Origin of the sequence: Amycolatopsis sp. cmx-8-4, assembly GCF_046548675.1 — a bacterium.
Classification (GTDB): domain Bacteria; phylum Actinomycetota; class Actinomycetes; order Mycobacteriales; family Pseudonocardiaceae; genus Amycolatopsis.
On the sequence record NZ_JAEBDZ010000038.1, the window covers coordinates 15,344 to 30,623 of the forward strand.

18 protein-coding genes are annotated in these 15,280 nt (G+C 71.4%); 10 read left to right on the forward strand and 8 right to left on the reverse strand.

Annotated features, from left to right (window positions below; genetic code table 11):
- Positions 1 to 48: 48 nt before the first annotated feature.
- The 5 genes from ACLJQZ_RS42755 (at position 49) to infA (ending at position 3,671) form a co-directional block, all read left to right on the forward strand.
- Complete coding sequence (locus ACLJQZ_RS42755; protein WP_410626804.1) at positions 49 to 906, forward strand: NAD(P)H-binding protein; 858 nt, start codon at positions 49 to 51, stop codon at positions 904 to 906.
- A 30-nt stretch (positions 907 to 936) separates the two neighbouring features.
- Positions 937 to 1,818 carry a hypothetical protein gene (locus ACLJQZ_RS42760; protein WP_410626806.1) on the forward strand — a complete coding sequence of 294 codons (882 nt, stop codon included), beginning with the start codon at positions 937 to 939 and terminating at the stop codon, positions 1,816 to 1,818.
- 154 nt (positions 1,819 to 1,972) lie between these two features.
- On the forward strand, positions 1,973 to 2,707 hold the full coding sequence (locus ACLJQZ_RS42765; RefSeq protein WP_410626808.1) for an alpha/beta hydrolase: 735 nt from the start codon (positions 1,973 to 1,975) through the stop codon (positions 2,705 to 2,707).
- Positions 2,704 to 3,450 carry a GNAT family N-acetyltransferase gene (locus ACLJQZ_RS42770; protein WP_410626810.1) on the forward strand — a complete coding sequence of 249 codons (747 nt, stop codon included), beginning with the start codon at positions 2,704 to 2,706 and terminating at the stop codon, positions 3,448 to 3,450. Before ACLJQZ_RS42765 ends, ACLJQZ_RS42770 begins: the two co-directional genes overlap by 4 nt.
- Complete coding sequence (gene infA / locus ACLJQZ_RS42775; RefSeq protein WP_305879353.1) at positions 3,450 to 3,671, forward strand: translation initiation factor IF-1; 222 nt, start codon at positions 3,450 to 3,452, stop codon at positions 3,669 to 3,671. The genes ACLJQZ_RS42770 and infA overlap by 1 nt, the downstream gene beginning before the upstream one ends.
- On the opposite strand, the gene ACLJQZ_RS42780 is transcribed toward infA, so the two are convergent.
- Positions 3,619 to 4,593 (reverse strand): GlxA family transcriptional regulator, encoded by a 975-nt coding sequence (locus tag ACLJQZ_RS42780; RefSeq protein ID WP_410626812.1) that lies wholly within the window; start codon positions 4,591 to 4,593, stop codon positions 3,619 to 3,621. The two genes, infA and ACLJQZ_RS42780, sit on opposite strands and share 53 nt — an antisense overlap.
- Positions 4,594 to 4,664: 71 nt before the next feature.
- On the opposite strand from ACLJQZ_RS42780, the gene ACLJQZ_RS42785 reads away from it, so the two are divergent.
- Positions 4,665 to 5,000 carry a cupin domain-containing protein gene (locus tag ACLJQZ_RS42785; protein WP_247055812.1) on the forward strand — a complete coding sequence of 112 codons (336 nt, stop codon included), beginning with the start codon at positions 4,665 to 4,667 and terminating at the stop codon, positions 4,998 to 5,000.
- On the opposite strand, the gene ACLJQZ_RS42790 is transcribed toward ACLJQZ_RS42785, so the two are convergent.
- Positions 4,985 to 5,110, reverse strand: a complete 126-nt coding sequence (locus ACLJQZ_RS42790) for a hypothetical protein (protein WP_410626814.1) — start codon at positions 5,108 to 5,110, stop codon at positions 4,985 to 4,987. The two genes, ACLJQZ_RS42785 and ACLJQZ_RS42790, sit on opposite strands and share 16 nt — an antisense overlap.
- Positions 5,110 to 5,730, reverse strand: coding sequence for a glyoxalase (locus ACLJQZ_RS42795; protein ID WP_410626816.1), 621 nt, complete (start codon positions 5,728 to 5,730; stop codon positions 5,110 to 5,112). Before ACLJQZ_RS42795 ends, ACLJQZ_RS42790 begins: the two co-directional genes overlap by 1 nt.
- Before the next feature lie 114 nt (positions 5,731 to 5,844).
- Here ACLJQZ_RS42795 and ACLJQZ_RS42800 point away from each other — a divergent pair, with 114 nt between their 5' ends.
- Positions 5,845 to 6,615: an oxidoreductase gene (locus tag ACLJQZ_RS42800; RefSeq protein WP_410626818.1), complete on the forward strand. Its 771-nt coding sequence runs from the start codon at positions 5,845 to 5,847 to the stop codon at positions 6,613 to 6,615.
- A 90-nt stretch (positions 6,616 to 6,705) separates the two neighbouring features.
- Here ACLJQZ_RS42800 and ACLJQZ_RS42805 read toward each other — a convergent pair whose 3' ends face one another.
- Positions 6,706 to 7,167, reverse strand: coding sequence for a phage tail protein (locus ACLJQZ_RS42805; protein ID WP_410626819.1), 462 nt, complete (start codon positions 7,165 to 7,167; stop codon positions 6,706 to 6,708).
- A 156-nt stretch (positions 7,168 to 7,323) separates the two neighbouring features.
- Here ACLJQZ_RS42805 and ACLJQZ_RS42810 point away from each other — a divergent pair, with 156 nt between their 5' ends.
- Positions 7,324 to 8,676 (forward strand): TrpB-like pyridoxal phosphate-dependent enzyme, encoded by a 1,353-nt coding sequence (locus ACLJQZ_RS42810; RefSeq protein WP_410626820.1) that lies wholly within the window; start codon positions 7,324 to 7,326, stop codon positions 8,674 to 8,676.
- 41 nt (positions 8,677 to 8,717) lie between these two features.
- On the opposite strand, the gene ACLJQZ_RS42815 is transcribed toward ACLJQZ_RS42810, so the two are convergent.
- Positions 8,718 to 9,644: an NADP-dependent oxidoreductase gene (locus tag ACLJQZ_RS42815; RefSeq protein WP_410626822.1), complete on the reverse strand. Its 927-nt coding sequence runs from the start codon at positions 9,642 to 9,644 to the stop codon at positions 8,718 to 8,720.
- A gap of 49 nt (positions 9,645 to 9,693) precedes the next feature.
- Here ACLJQZ_RS42815 and ACLJQZ_RS42820 point away from each other — a divergent pair, with 49 nt between their 5' ends.
- Entirely contained in the window at positions 9,694 to 10,074 is a 381-nt protein-coding gene (locus ACLJQZ_RS42820; RefSeq protein WP_410626824.1) for a winged helix-turn-helix transcriptional regulator, read from the forward strand.
- Between the two features lie 53 nt (positions 10,075 to 10,127).
- Here ACLJQZ_RS42820 and ACLJQZ_RS42825 read toward each other — a convergent pair whose 3' ends face one another.
- Positions 10,128 to 11,405 carry a GGDEF domain-containing protein gene (locus ACLJQZ_RS42825; protein ID WP_410626826.1) on the reverse strand — a complete coding sequence of 426 codons (1,278 nt, stop codon included), beginning with the start codon at positions 11,403 to 11,405 and terminating at the stop codon, positions 10,128 to 10,130.
- A 218-nt stretch (positions 11,406 to 11,623) separates the two neighbouring features.
- On the opposite strand from ACLJQZ_RS42825, the gene ACLJQZ_RS42830 reads away from it, so the two are divergent.
- Positions 11,624 to 11,923, forward strand: coding sequence for a hypothetical protein (locus ACLJQZ_RS42830; protein WP_247055794.1), 300 nt, complete (start codon positions 11,624 to 11,626; stop codon positions 11,921 to 11,923).
- A gap of 257 nt (positions 11,924 to 12,180) precedes the next feature.
- On the opposite strand, the gene ACLJQZ_RS42835 is transcribed toward ACLJQZ_RS42830, so the two are convergent.
- Together ACLJQZ_RS42835 and ACLJQZ_RS42840 are read right to left on the reverse strand one after the other, a co-directional pair.
- Positions 12,181 to 13,386 carry an MFS transporter gene (locus ACLJQZ_RS42835; RefSeq protein WP_410626829.1) on the reverse strand — a complete coding sequence of 402 codons (1,206 nt, stop codon included), beginning with the start codon at positions 13,384 to 13,386 and terminating at the stop codon, positions 12,181 to 12,183.
- Positions 13,387 to 13,450: 64 nt separating this feature from the next.
- Positions 13,451 to 15,247 carry a VanW family protein gene (locus ACLJQZ_RS42840; protein ID WP_410626831.1) on the reverse strand — a complete coding sequence of 599 codons (1,797 nt, stop codon included), beginning with the start codon at positions 15,245 to 15,247 and terminating at the stop codon, positions 13,451 to 13,453.
- Positions 15,248 to 15,280 lie beyond the last annotated feature (33 nt).

The following is a 15,280-nucleotide window of genomic DNA, read 5'->3' on the forward strand; positions in this document are numbered from 1 at the left end:
ATCCATGATGCTAACGTCGTTACTATCAACGTTAGCGAGAGGTGGACCATGATCGTCATCACCGGTGGGACCGGCAAGCTCGGTTCCCGGATCGTCGAGCGGCTGCGCGAGCGCGTCCCGGCCGAGCGGATCGGCGTCAGCGTGCGCGACGTCGGCCGCGCCGGAGACCTCGGCGTGCGTGTGCGGCGCGGCGACTTCGGCGACCCGCAGTCCCTCGCGGAGGCTTTCGAGGGCGCCACGCAGGTGCTCATCGTTTCGGCGAACGAGACGGGCGGGAAGGCGGTCCAGAGCCACGTCACGGCGATCGAGGCCGCCCGGGACGCGGGTGCGGAGCGCATCCTCTACACGAGCCACCAGGGCGCGGCCGACGATTCGCTGTTCGCGCCGATGCCCGACCACGCGGCGACGGAGGCGTACCTGGCCAAGACGGGTACGCCGTTCACCGTGCTGCGCAACGGTTTCTACGCGAGCACGGTGCCCCAGCTGCTCGGCGCGGCACTGGAAACCGGCGAGCTGATCGCCCCGGCGGACGGCCCGGTGTCCTGGACCGCGCACGCCGACCTGGCCGAGGCGGCGGCGATCATCCTGGCGTCCGACGGCTCCTTCGAGGGCCCGACGCCGCCGTTGACCGCCCCGGTCGCGCTGGACCTCACGGACGTCGCACGCATCCTCTCGGAGCTGACGGGCCGCACGATCCGGCGAGTGGTGGCGGACGACGAGGAGTGGGTGCAGTCGCTGACCGGCCACGGCGTCCCGGCACCGCAGGCGCGGATGCTGCTGGGCATGTTCCACGCGTCGCGCCGCGGCGAGTTCGCGACGGTGGACCCGGAGCTGGAGCGGCTGCTCGGTCGTCCGGCGACGTCGATGCGGTCGGTGCTGGAGGAGGCCATCGCCGGGTCGGCGTAACAAAGTGACGCCCGGCGCGACCATCGGAGCATGACGGCGTTCGTGCAGTTTCCGCACCCGGGGGCGGAACACTGCCCGGACAGCGACGACATGCCCTGGAACGTCGGTCGTCACGGGCGCAAGTTCCTCATCTCGGACGGTCGTTACGTCGGCGCCGACGGCCGTTGCCGGGAGGGTGAAGTGGTCTTCTGGGGTGAGTGGGAGCCCCCGTCGCACGTGGAGCGCCGTTGGTCGCGGGACGGGCGGTTGCCTCGGGTGCTGCACCGGCCGTACTGGGTTCACGGGAGTGGGCAGAACACCGATCCGTGGGTGTTCGGTGATCGGATGCGCTACAGCAACTGCAAACAGGCCCTCGGCGACGCACGTAAGGCCACCTCGATGCAGGCGCTGTCGCCGGGATCGGTGATCTGCTTCGGATCGAGCCTCGACCACGAGTTCTGCGTCGACACGGTGTTCGTCGTCGCGGAGTCCAAGCCGTGGACGCCGGCACAGTCTGCCGACCTCGACGAGGACGAGGCGTTCATGGCCTGCACCGCCGAGCCGATGGCCGCCGGGGCCGATGCCCACACGAGGTTCACCCTCTACCGCGCGGCGACGATCGAGAACCCCGTCCACGACATGTACAGCTTCGTGCCGGCCAAGCCGGCTGACGGCGAGGGATCACCGTTCGTCCGGCCCGCGCTCGACATGCCCGGACTGATCAACCCGGCCAGTTGGCAGAGCACCCGCGGTTCGAAGCAGCCGCTTGCCGAAGCCGAAGTGCGAAGCGCCTGGAACACCGTCCGCGAGCAGGTCTTCCAGGCCGGCCTGGTCCTGGCCACCCACCTCAAGACCCCCGACCGGTCCGCGAACGCGCCAGAGCCCGAAGCAGTCAGCGGCGGCTGCTCGCCGGTAAATGAGTTGGACTGTTGAAGCCGAGCCGGTACCTTCACCAAAGACCGTGTACTGCCTGAGGAGGTGAGCCCCGTGAACGTATTGCCGTGGGTGCTCCCTCCCCGAGTCACGGCCGGGTGGTCGGCGTAGGTGTCGCCGGGAGCGTCCTGACTCTCCCGAAAGGCAGCACCTCATGCACTTCACCGCAGAAACTTCTTCGAACGGCGTTCTCGAACGCGACTTCACCGTGGGCGACGTCCCCGGTGTCCTCTGGTCACCCGCCGCGGGTGGCGAGCACCTTCCCCTGGTCCTGATGGGCCACGGCGGCGGCACGCACAAGAAGGCCCCCGCCATGACCGGCCGGGCCGAGCGGATCGTGGCCGGTTGCGGGTTCGCCGTCGCCGTTCTCGACGCGCCCGGGCACGGCGACCGGCCGCGCACCGCCCATGACGAGCGGGAGATTGCCGTCATGCAGGCGGCGATGGCCGCCGGCGAGCCCGTCGGACCGATCGTCGTCCGGTACAACGCGCACCTGGCGGAGCAGGCCGTCCCCGAATGGCGGGCGACGCTCGACGCGCTCCAGGACGCCGGTTTCGACGGGCCGGTCGGCTACTTCGGCCTCAACATGGGTACCGCGATCGGGGTGCCGTTGACGGCGGCCGACCCCCGGATCGCCGCCGCCGTCTTCGGGCTCTTCTGGCCCGAACCCCTTGCGGAGACGGCGAAACGCATCACGATCCCGATCGAGTTCGCGCTCCAGTGGGACGACGAGCACATCCCGCGCGAAGCCGGCCTCGCGTTGTTCGACGCCTTCGGTTCGAAGGAGAAGTCGTTGCACGCCAACGCGGGCGCGCACAAGGAGCTGCCGCGGTTCGAGGCCGACAGCGCCGTCCGGTTCTTCGCCCGGCACCTCGGCGGTGCCCGATGAACCCGCCGGACACGCACGAGAAGACGGTCGTCACCCGGGTCGCGGAGCGGCATTGGCACGCGCTGGAAGACGACCTCGTCGTCGGCCGCGGCGAGGCGTCCCGGCGGCCCGACGGGCGGGTCTTCCTCAGCGTCGACGCCTGGCACGGCGTCGTCTTCGACCACCTCGCCGAGGCCATGCTGCGCGATCTGCCACGGCCGCTGTACACCGTGGTCGACGAGGCCGACCTCGACCTGACTACCGACTGGTTGCGCGCCGGCTTCTCGATCCGCCGTCGCGAGTGGGAGTACGTCGTGCCCACCGGCGCCGACCCGGCACCGGCGCCGGCCGGCGTGACCATGATCGGCGTCGGCGATGCGGCGGCGGAGCCGTTAAAAGAGCTGGATCGCGTGATCCGCGACGAGGTCGAGGCCACGATCGGCTGGCAGGAGATGCCGGCCGAGGTGCGGTCCGTGCTGGACCCGTCGCGGTACGCGGTGGCGGCGCGGGCCGGCGACTACGTCGGCATGGTGCGGGTCGTGCCGCTCCGGCAGCCGCGGATCGGGCTGATCGCCGTTCGCGCCGATCTGCGACGCCGGGGCATCGCGCGGGCGCTGCTCGCCTACGCGCTGGGTGCGCTGCACCGCTCCGGCGTCGCCACGGTGTCGGCCGAGGTCAACGAAGCCAACGCGGCCGCCACGGCGTTGGTCGAGGGCACCGGCGCCCGGCGGGCGAGCAGCAACCTCGAGCTGGTGATCCGCTGATGGCGAAGACCGGCAGCATCGAAATCGAGGGCACGGTCGTGGAGTGCCTGCGCAACGCCACTTTCCGGGTGGAGCTGGAAAACGGGCACAAGGTGCTCGCGCACATCAGCGGGAAGATCCGGCGGAACTACATCAAGATCCTGCCGTACGACCGGGTGCTGGTGGAGCTCAGCCCGTACGACCTGAGCCGCGGCCGGATCCTGTTCCGCTACCGGAGCTGAACGCCCGCCGGTAGGCACCCGGCGTCGTGCCGACCAGGGTGCGGAAGCGGCGGCGGAGGTTGACCGCGGAGGTCAGGCCGACGCGCGCCGCGACCGCCTCCACCGGCAGATCGGTCTCCTCGAGCAGGGTGCGGGCCTCGGCGACCCGGCGCGACAGCAGCCAGGCGCCGGGGCTCGTGCCCAGCTGCTCGGCGAAGCGCCGGGCCAGCGTGCGCGGCGAGACGCTCAGGTGCGCGGCCAGGTCGCCCACGGACAACGACGTCCCGAGGCGCGCGCCGGCCCACTCGAGGAGGCCGTCCAGGGCGTCCGCGGGCGGGGCCGGCGGCGCGTACTGCGCCTGGCCGCCGTCGCGGTGCGGCGGCATCACCATGTGCCGCGCGACGAGCGCCGCGTGCGCGGCCCCGTGGTCCTGCCGGACGAGGTGCAGGCACAGGTCGATCCCCGCGCCCGCACCGGCGCTCGTCGCGACGTCGCCGTGGTCGACGTAAAGCGCGTCGGCTTCGACCCGCACAGCGGGGAACTCCCGCTGCAGCTGGGCGGCGCGCTGCCAGTGCGTCGTGGCCGAGCGGCCGTCCAGCAGCCCGGTGCGGGCGAGCGCGAACACGCCGGAGCAGATCGTGACGAGCCGCGCGCCCCGGGCGTGGGCCCGCAGCAGAGCGCGGCGCACGCGGGCGGGGAGCGGCGCCTCGACCGGCGCCCAGCCCGGGATGATCACCGTGTCCGCGGCCGCGAGCGCCGAAAGCCCCAGCGGCACGGACATCGTGTACCCGGCCGACGTCGGCACCGGGCCGGGCGTCTCGGCGCAGACGTCGAACTCGTAGTGCCGCGGCACGCCGGTCCGCGGCGTGCCGAAGACCTCGGCGGCGCAGCCGAGCTCGAAGGTCGACTGCACCGGCCGGACCAGGGCCACCACACGATGCATGGCAGAAAAGTACCCCAAGGTGTCTTTGTCGACACTGTCCCCGCGCCACCCGGGCGCGGCACGGTGGGGACATGCACCCCGAGATCCTCGCCCAGCCGGGCTACACCGCTGTCTCCGTCGAGGAAGCCCCCGTCCGGGAACTGTTCCCCGGGATCCGTCACCGTCCGTTGTGGACGGACCCGGCCGGCGCGCACGCCGGCGTGCTGGAGATGGACCCGGGCACGTCGTGGCCGCGCCGCGACGTCCACGAGCCCGGCCCGGAAGAGGTCTACGTCGTCGCGGGCACCTTCAACGACGGCGCCCGCGACTACCCGGCCGGGACGTTCCTGCACGCGCCGGCCGGCTCGTGGCACGTGCCCGCGACGGCCACCGGCTGCACGCTGTTCCTCTTCTACCCGCAGGGCTGAGGATCGAGGCTCTCCTCGGGCGACGGGACTTCGTCGCCGGCCGGCGGGGTCTCGACGTCGTCGTCCTCGGACAGCTCGGCGAGCCGGGCGAGCAGGTAGTGGTGGCACATCAGGACTTGGCGGCCATCGAGGCGGCTTCCCAGGTGAAGCCGTCGGGGTCGGTGAGGGGCGCGTCGCCGCCGACGACGGCGATCCGGTGCGAGCCCCGGCCCTCGGGGGAGACTCCGGCGTCCTTCGCGAGGGCCTTGTGCCGGTAGAGCCCCAGCTTGACGCCGGTGGTCGCGAACTCGACGTACATGCGGCCGAAGCTCTTCCCGACGGCGAGGCCGTGGTCGGCGTAGAACTTCTTGCTCGCCACGATGTCGGCGACGCCGAGCAGGAGCGCGACGTCGTCGACCTGCTTGGTGGCGGGGCCGGTGTCCTTCTTCGCGGAGGTCGCGACCTTCCAGATGGTGCCGTCCGGGGCCTGGACGACGCCGCCGTAGCCCCACATCGACTTCGCGGCGGGCTTGAGCGTCGTGGCTCCGGCTTCGAGGGCGGCGTCGATCAGGGCGTCGACGTTGGCCGGCTGGGACACGATGAGCGACAGGGTGAACCCGCGGAAGCCGGTGCTGGGGGCCTCGGAAGCCCGCAGGCGAAGCCGGTCGCCCAGCCCGAAGGCGGCGGCGTAGAAGCGTTCGGCGGCGGCGGTGTCGGCCACCTCGAGGGTGATGTTTTCGATGGAGGTCATGGCGGTAACGCTAGGCGTGACCCGGTGACCAGGGCTTCTCGATTCCTGATCGGTCTGGGGCGGGTCCGCGCGTAGGGTGGCGCTGCTGTTCCTCCTTCGCAGAGAGAGCGTCACATGGACTTGAAGCTGTCCGGCAAGATCGCCGTCGTCACCGGAGCCAGCAAGGGCATCGGGCTGGCCATCACCCGCGCCCTGGTCGCCGAGGGCGTCCACGTCGTGGCCGGCGCCCGCACGGTCCCGCCCGAGCTGCCCGGCGTCCGGGTCGTCCAGGGCGACCTCACCACCCCGGAGGGACCCGCGCAGCTGATCGACGCCGCGATCGCCGAGTTCGGCGGGCTGGACATCCTGGTCAACAACGTCGGCGGGGTCACGCCGCGCACCGGCGGCTTCCTGTCCGTCACGGACGACGACTGGCTCACGGCCCTGACGATCAACTTCCTCGCCGCGGTCCGCACGACCCGCGCGGCTGTCCCGCACCTGCTCGAACGGGGCGCGGGCAGCATCGTCACGATCGCGTCGGTCAACGCGACGCTGCCGGATCCGCTCGTCATCGACTACAGCGCGGCCAAGGCGGCGTTGCTCAGCTTCTGCAAGTCGCTGTCGAAGGAACTGGGGCCGCAGGGAATCCGGGTGAACACGATCAGCCCGGGCCCGGTGAGCACGGGCCTCTGGCTGGGCGACGCGGGAGTCGCGGCCACGGTCGGCCAGGCGAAGGGCCTGGACCCGGACGCGGTGGCCAAGCAAGCGGCGGGCGACGCGGTGACGGGCCGGTTCACCCAGCCGGAGGAGGTCGCGGACCTGGTGCTGCTGCTGGCCGGAGGCCGAGCGGCGAACGTGACGGGCACGGACATCCTCATCGACGGCGGGATGACACCGACTCTGTGATTCCGGGCGCGGAGTTCAGCCTCGTTCCGGCCACTTGAGCCAGACGAGGGCCGCGGTGCTCAGCACGACTGCGACGGTGTCGATGCGGGGTCAGTACTCGTTCTTGATGACGAAGTAGGAGCCGCGGATGGTGCCGGCCAGTTTGGACTTCTGGCGGGCGAACTTGAACGCTCCGAGCTCCTCCGGGATCTCCATCCCGTCCGACAGCTTGAACCCGACCGCGCGCTTCCCGCCGTCCTCGAGGGTGTACATCACGTTGATCGACAGGCCGCTTTCGTAGAAGACGTACGCCATCCGGATGTTCTCGACCTGGAACCCGGTCGCCTCGAGCGGGGGCGAGGCGATGACGATGCCGCGTTCTTCCTCGAGGATCCGGGTCACCCAGTCGATGGACTGCCGGGCGTCGCTCGCGGGCTCGACCGTGAAGGTGTGGTCGTACTTGTTCTTGAAGTAGCGGGCCTCGTTCGCCCGCAGGCCGGCGAGGGCCGCCGCGACCGGTGACGATTCCAGGCCGGCCGTCGATACGGTGGCGAAGTCCACGGTGTGGGGCATGGCGGATCCTCCGGGTGGTGTCGGGCGGTGAGCTGCCACCGCCGGCCGGGCTCAGCGTAAGCGAAGCCGGCGCCCGGCGCGCACGGTCGTGGGTACCGCTGGCTTCCCCGGCGGACTCGTCCTAAGTTCGAGCAGCGAGCCGAGCATGGAGGCGTGATGGCCGAACGGACCAAGTACATCCTGGACGAAGCCGATCTCCCGACCCAGTGGTACAACGTCATCTCCGATCTTCCCGAGCCGCCGCCCCCGCCGTTGCACCCCGGCACCCGTGAGCCGGTCGGGCCGGCCGATCTCGCTCCGCTCTTCCCGCAGGCGCTCATCGAGCAGGAGGTGACGACCGAGCGCTATGTCGACATTCCCGAAGAGGTGCTCGAGGTCTACCGGCTCTGGCGGCCGTCGCCGCTGTTCCGCGCCCGCCGGCTCGAGAAGGCGCTCGGGACGCCGGCGCGGATCTACTACAAGTACGAGGGCGTCAGCCCGGTCGGCTCCCACAAGCCGAACACCGCGGTGCCGCAGGCGTTCTACAACGCGCAGGAGGGTGTCACCCGGCTGACCACCGAGACCGGCGCCGGCCAGTGGGGCAGCGCGCTCGCGTTCGCCTGCGCCCAGTTCGGCCTCGAATGCGAGGTCTGGCAGGTCCGGGCGTCCTACGACCAGAAGCCCTACCGCAAGCTGATGATGGAGACGTTCGGCGCGACCGTCCACCCCAGCCCGTCCGAGCTGACCGAGTCCGGCCGGGCGATCCTCAAGCAGCACCCCGATTCGACCGGCAGCCTCGGCATCGCCATCAGCGAGGCGGTCGAGCAGGCGGCGCAGGACCCGGACACGCGGTACGCGCTGGGCAGCGTCCTCAACCACGTGCTGCTGCACCAGACGATCATCGGCGAAGAGGCGCTGCGGCAGTTCCAGCTGGCCGGCGACACCCCGGACCTGCTGGTCGGCTGCACCGGCGGCGGCTCGAACTTCGGCGGGCTGGCGTTCCCGTTCCTGCGGGAGAAGCTGGCCGGCCGGATGGACCCGGTGATCCGCGCGGTCGAGCCGGCCGCGTGCCCGTCGCTGACGCGCGGCAGGTACGCCTACGACTTCGGTGACACCGCCGGGCTGACGCCGTTGCTCAAGATGCACACCCTCGGCCACGACTTCATCCCGGACCCGATCCACGCGGGCGGCCTGCGCTACCACGGGATGTCGCCGCTGATCTCGCACATCCACGAACTCGGCCTGATCGAGGCGATCGCCATCGGGCAGCAGGAGTGCTTCTCCGCCGGCGTCCGCTTCGCCCGGTCCGAGGGCATCATCCCGGCCCCGGAGCCGACGCACGCGCTCGCCGCGTGCATCCAGGAAGCGTTGCGGTGCAAGGAAACCGGCGAGGAGAAGGTGATCCTCACGGCGCTGTGCGGGCACGCGCACCTGGACCTGCCGGCCTACGGCGCGTACCTGGCGGGGGACATGGTCGACAACGAGCTGTCCGACGCGGTCCTGGCGCAATCCCTGGCCACGCTGCCTTGACGTCCGGTGGGGCCTCGCCCGCGCGAGGCCCCACATCGGGCTCAGACGGTGAGGGCGACCTTGCCCCGGAGGTGACCGCCTTCCAGGAGCCGGTGCGCGTCGGCGACGCGCTCGAACGGGAACGTTTCCTGCACGTGGACCCGGAGCTTGCCCTGGTCGACGAGGTCGACGAGACCGCGCAGGGCGACCGGATCGGGTTCGACCGCGATGCCGCTGAAGCGCATTCCGGCCGCTTCGAACTTCGCGATAAGCTGCGCATCCTCGTCGGCGACCGCCGTCACCAGGTGGCCGCCCGGCCGGAGCACGCCGAGCGACCGCAGGGCGGTGTCACCGCCGATCGTGTCGAGCACGACGTCGACGTCGCGGACGACCTCGGCGAAGTCGACCACCGTGTAGTCGATCACCTCGTCGGCGCCGAACTCCTCGACGAACGCCCGCTTGCTCCCGCTCGCGGTCGTGATCACGTGCGCGCCGAGCGCTTTCGCGAGCTGGATCGCGACGTGGCCGACCCCGCCGCCACCGCCGTGGACCAGGACGCGGTCGCCCTCGGTCACGTGGCCGAGGTCGACGAGGCCCTGCCACGCCGTCAGCCCGGCGACCGGCAGTGCCGCCGCCTCGACGTGCGAGAGCGACGCCGGCTTGCGCACCAGGTGCAACGCCGGAGCGGCCACGACCTCGGCGTACGCGTTGGCCGCCCGCGGGAACAGCGGCATCCCGAACACCTCGTCGCCGGGCCGGAACCGCCACGTGTGCGCCTGCTCGACCACGCCGCTGATGTCCCAGCCGAGGACGAACGGCGGCCGGCCGAGCAAGGGGAACTCGCCGGCGCGCAGGCGGGCCTCCAGGGGGTTCAGCCCGATCGCCGCGACGCGGACGAGGACCTCGGTCGGCAGGGCCCGGGGCGCGGGCGCGTCGACGACGGTGAGCACTTCGGGACCGCCGAGCGTTTGCTGGGTGATGATTCGCATGACGCCCAGGCTAGGTTTCCCATAGGAACCCGCAGGTACCTTAGGTGTCATGAGCGGTTTCGGTCCCGGTGATCCCTTTCTCGCCGACTGCCCGGCACGCCTGGCGCTCGAGCTGATCGCCGACAAGTGGACGGCGGTCGTGCTCTACGGCCTCAGCGAGGGCCCGGTGCGCCACGGCGACCTGGTCGAGCTGATCGGCGGCATCTCCCGCAAGGTGCTCACCCAGACGCTCCGGCGGCTGGAGGCGCACGGACTCGTCCGCCGCCACGCCTACGCCGAGGTGCCGCCCCGCGTCGAGTACGAGCTCACCCCGCTCGGGGCGACGCTGATCGAGCCGATCCACATGCTGACGGAGTGGGCGCGGGCGCACGGCGACGCGGTGCTCGACGCGCTCGACACCGCGCCCGAGCGGACTGAATTGTCCTCTTAGGACGAATCGGCGTTTCGGCGTTTCGGCGTGAAAGTGCTGTCGCCGGGCCGGGCTCAGAGCACGTCGGGGACTTCGGGCCGGGCCAGCTCGCTGCGGGTGTCGGCCAGGACGACCTGGTCGCGGCCGGCTTCCTTCGCCGCGAACACGGCGTCGTCGGCCGCTTGCAGCAGGATCGTGTAGTCCGTGGCCGTCTCCGGGTACACCGCCGCGCCGATCGACGCCGTCAGGCCGGTGATCACCTCGGGCTTGCCCGGGCGGACCACCGGGACCTTCACCTCGATCCGCGCGATCGCCGCGCGGATGCGGTCGGCGACGGCCACGATCTCCGTGGTCGTCGTGCCCGGGAGCAGGACCACGAACTCGTCACCGCCGAAGCGCCCGACGTAGTCGCCGCCCCGCACCGAGTTCTGGACGACCGCCGCGATCGCGCGCAGCACCTCGTCGCCCGCCAGGTGGCCGTTGCCGTCGTCGATGGCCTTGAAGTGGTCGATGTCGATCATCAGCACGCCCGCGGTCGACGACAGCTCGGCCGCGCGCGCCAGCTCGTTGCGCGCCAGCTGCACCCAGAACTCCGGCGCCAGCAGCGAAGTCTTCGAATCCGTGCGCGCGGCGGCCTGGAATTGCGGCAGCAGCAGGCCGATGTGCAGCGCCACCGGCGTCACCATGAGCACGGGCAGCAGCCACGGCCGGACCGTCATGACCAGCGCGATGCCGCAGCCGACGCCGACCGCGGCGAGCACGATCAGCACGTCGGACGGGTTGCCGAACGCCTGCCGCGGCGGCTTGCCCGGGTTGCTCATCACGATCGCGAGGATCACCAGCACGTAGTTGAGTCCGAAGTAGACGATTCCCGAGGCGAGCAGCGCGGTCATCCCGCCGAAACCGTCGAGGTAGGGGATGTACGGCGCCACGTGCCCGCCCGTGCCGACGGTCAGCACCACGCCGGCGGCCGTGCAGGCCAGGATTACCGTGGCGCCGGAGAACACTTTCCGGTGAACCACGCCACGCCTCTTGTAGACGCGAACCCACGAATGGGCGTAACTGACGACGATCACCACGGTGGCCAGTGGCGGTGGCAGCAGGAGGAGCCCGGCGAAGATCCAGATCGACTGCAGGTGCATGTGCGGCCGGCCGTCGGCGGCGAGCTCGCGGATGCGCTCGATGCGTTGCGCCGCTTCGAGGTGCACGATTTCGCCGGCCAGGATGAGGCCGCACCAGAGCATGGCTTGACCGCTGATCGGCACGAGGCCGGCGGTCGCCAGGATCGCGACCAGGGCGAGCGCGTCGACCACGAGGACATAGCCGAACACCGGAGTGGGCAGCTTCCACATGGCCCACGTACGGATACCCGATCGTGGACGTTCTGAGCTGGGCTTACGCCCTTGGGACCCGGAGAATCCCACGGAACGCCCCTCTTTCCAGGACGGAACTCTTCGCGGAATCGTCACTGTAATCGAATGAACGCGGTGTGTCATTAGGCTGGTCGGGCTACCGTCCGATTACGCACCGTACAAGATCGCCCCACATTCGTACACCACAAGGAGAAATCATGTCGCACTTCCTGTCCAACGCCAACATCGTCCCGTCCCGCCGTCGCGCGCAGCGGCCGACCGACTGGACGCGGCAGCTGCCGACCGACTGGACCCGCGCCATCCCGACGGACTGGACCACGCGTCAGATGCCGACCGACTGGACCGCGCGCGAACTGCCGACCGACTGGACCGCGCACCAGATCCCGACCGACTGGGCCAATGCCGACACCGACGTCGACGTCGCACCACTGCCCGCGTGCCCGACCGACTGGACCACCCGCACCGGTCAGCGCCCGACCGACTGGACGCGGTTCTGAGAACCGGCACCCGGTGACGGGACCCACTGGGGACCGGTCACCGGGTCCGGACCGCCCGGCTCGCGGCCGGGTGGCCCGGAAAGCTCGGCTTGTCGGGTACCCGTGTTGGCCGTTCCGGTCAGCGTGTTGGCGCTTCCGGTCACCGTGTTGGCCGCTGGCGTGCGTTCGGTCGTTCGCGAACGGCCAACTTGGTGACCGGAGTGGCCAACACGCTGACCGGAGTGGCCAACACGGCATTGTCGGGCAAGCGCAGCGGCTCAGGACGGCTCGGTTGCCGGCTGGGCCTGGCGCCAGAGCCGGGCCGCGCCGACCGCCGCGAGCACGCCCAGGGCCCCGGCCGCGGCGACGACGCCGTGCGGGGCCGCCCGCTCGGCCGCGAGCCCGGCGAGCACCACGCCCAGGCCCTGCGAGACCCGCAACGCCGTCAGCGCGAAGCCGAACGCTTGCGCGCGTTGGGCTTCCGGTGTCAGCTGGACGAACGTCGTGTTGGCGATGAGGTTGTACGAACTGGCGATCCCGGACAGCGTGAGCAGCGCGAGCGTCGCTTCGAGGTCCGGCCGCAGCGCGCAGCCCAGCAGGGCCGCGCACGCCAGCACGGCGAGCGGCCCGAGCAACCGCGCGCGCCGCTCCGGTGGCACGCGGGACAGCGCGGCCATGCCCACGACGTTGCCCAGCGCGTACGCCCCGAGCAGCAGCCCGACGACCACCGCGCCGCCGCCCAGCTCGGCCGCGTACGGCGCCGCGATGGCCTCGCCCGCGATGTAACTGCCGGACACGCAGCCCAGCGCCACCAGTGCGAGCCGTCGCGGGTCGCCGACGACCACCGTCCAGCCCGCGCGGACGTGCCGCCACCAGCGGACGCCGGGTTCGGCGCGTGGCGGGCGCGGGCGCACGCCGATGGCCAGCACCACCGCCGACGCCGCGAAGCTGACCGCGTCGGCCAGCAGCGCCCCGGCGGTGCCGAGCCCGGCGACGAGCAGCCCGCCGAGCGCGAACCCGGCGACCTGCCCGGCCTGCACCAGGATCATCAGCAAACCCATGCCGGGCACGAACGTCTCGGCCGGCAGCACCTGCGGCATCAGCGCGGCTCGCGCGGAGTTCCACACCGGGTTGAACAGCTGGACGCCGACGAGCAGCGCCGCGACCGCGGGCAGCGGCAAGCCGGGCCAGGCCATCGCCGTCACCGCGACCGCGCGCACGACGTCGGCGACGACCATCACCCGCCGCGGCGGGTAGCGGTCGGCGAGGCCGGACAGCAGCGGGCCGCCGACGAGGTCGGGCAGGAACGTCAGCGCGTAGGTCAGTGCGGCCCAGCCGGGCGAGTTCGTGCGGTCGTACACCAGGATCGACAGCGCGACGCGCGCGAGCTGGTCACCGGTGACGGAGACCAGCTGGGCGCCGAACAGCGCCCGGAACTCCGGTACCGCGAGGACGTCCCGGAACCCTGCCGCACGTGCCGTCATGGCGCCCCCGGTGACTCGCGGAAGCACTCAGCGTACCGGCGCGGACGCAGCCGGTGAACGGCCGTTAGGAGGGGTCGCAGGTGATTTTCGGTTGCGGGTTGTAGCGGACGGTCCGCGTCGAGCGGCTGACCTCGCGGCCGGACGAAGCGTCCTTGAGCACGCGGGTGTCGGTCGTGGTGAACCCCGGCGCGCCGTTGGAGGCGTGGCAGTTCTCCGCCGGTCCCGGCTTGGTCTGCGGGTCGGTCGGGTTGGACCGGCTGCCCGGGATCGACTCGACGGTGTAGCGCTTGGTGCCCCACAGCTTCACGGTGATCGACGACGGCGTCCAGATCGTCTGGATCGCGATGCCGGTCGCCGAGTCGTTCGTGAACTTGATGTCGATGACGCTGGCCCCGTTGGGGTTCTGGAACACCGTCGCCTCGCGCGCGGCGGGGTAGCGGCTGATGTAGTAGCTGTGTTCCTTGTGGCCGGCGTCTTTCATGCCCGAGAAGTAGGACGCGTTGTACAGCGTCGTCGCGAACTGCGAGATGCCGCCGCCGACCTCACGCGCCGGGGCGCCGTTCTCGATCACGCCGGCCTCGACGTACCCCTGCGGCTTGCCGCGCGGGCCGGTGAACCCGTTGAGGCTGAAGGTTTCGCCCGGCTTGACGATGGCGCCGTTGACCTTCTGCGCCACCACGCGGATGTTCGTGCCGGAGTCGGCCGCGAAGCCGTTCGTGGTGAACTCGCCGACGACCTCCTTGACGCCGAGCTGGTTCGCCTGCTCGGTGGTCACCTTGGCCGGGCTGTCCTTGTAGATCGCCGGGACCTCGCGGCCGTCGGTCTTCTTCAGCACCTCGGGCAGCGGCTTGAGGCTCGGGTCCCAGTCGATCGCCCGGCCGTCGGTCGACGGGTCCACGGTTGGCTTGCCGCCTTCGAAGACGATGGTCGCCTCCTTGCCCTCCTTCTCGGTGGACTTCAGCTGCGGCCCGGCGGCTTCGGCGATCTTGGCGTTGTCGATCTTCGGCGTCAGCCCGCCGCCCTCGGCGGGCTCGAAGCTCAGCGCCGCGGCGATCGCGGCCGGCTTCACGGTGGCGTTCTTGCCGTCGCCCTTGACGACGAGCGGGCCCGAAACGGCGGGCTTCGCGAACTGCTCCAGCGCGGCCTGGACGCCTTCGGGCGTGGTGCGGACCGGTGTGCTCGCGACCGGCAGGGCGAGGGTCTCGCCGCGGGCCCACTTCTCGACGACGGCGGCCTTCGCGGCCTCGACGTCGAGCTTCTGCCCGGGCTTCGGCGCGACGGCGACCGGGTTCGTGCCGTCGAACTTCACGGTGCCCTCGGTGGGCTCGCGGTCGACCTGGCCGCGGAGGCTGTCGAGCGCGGCGGCGAGCTCGGTCTCGTCGGCGTGGCTGACGACGCCGACCTCACGGCCGGAGAACAGCGACGCGAGGCGGGTGAACGGGTTCAGCGGCTGCTCGCCGGCCTGGTCCAGGGTCTGCGTCCAGTCGAGGCGCAGCCCGGCCAGAGTGGGTGACAGGCTGCCCTGGACGTCGCCGGCCGTCACAGCCAGCGGACGGGTGAGCCGCGGCTCGATCTGCCCGCGCAGCTGCTGCTCGGCGGTGGCGCGGTCCATGCCGCCGACGTCGACCCCGGCGACGGTCACGCCGCGCGGGACGCTGCCCTGGCTGACCATCAGGTCGACGCCGTAGACCACGACGAGCAGCCCGAAGACGCCACCGGCGATCCAGCCGGCCTTGCGCAGGCTCTTCGGCCGGTTCGCCGGAGCTTCGGGTTCCGGTTCGGGTTCGGTGTCGGGGCGGACGACCGGCAGGACGTCCGTCTGCTCACCGTGTGACTCGGGCCAGCGCGGTTCGTACGGCAACTCTCCACCCCTTCAACGCGGCGCCCGATCGCG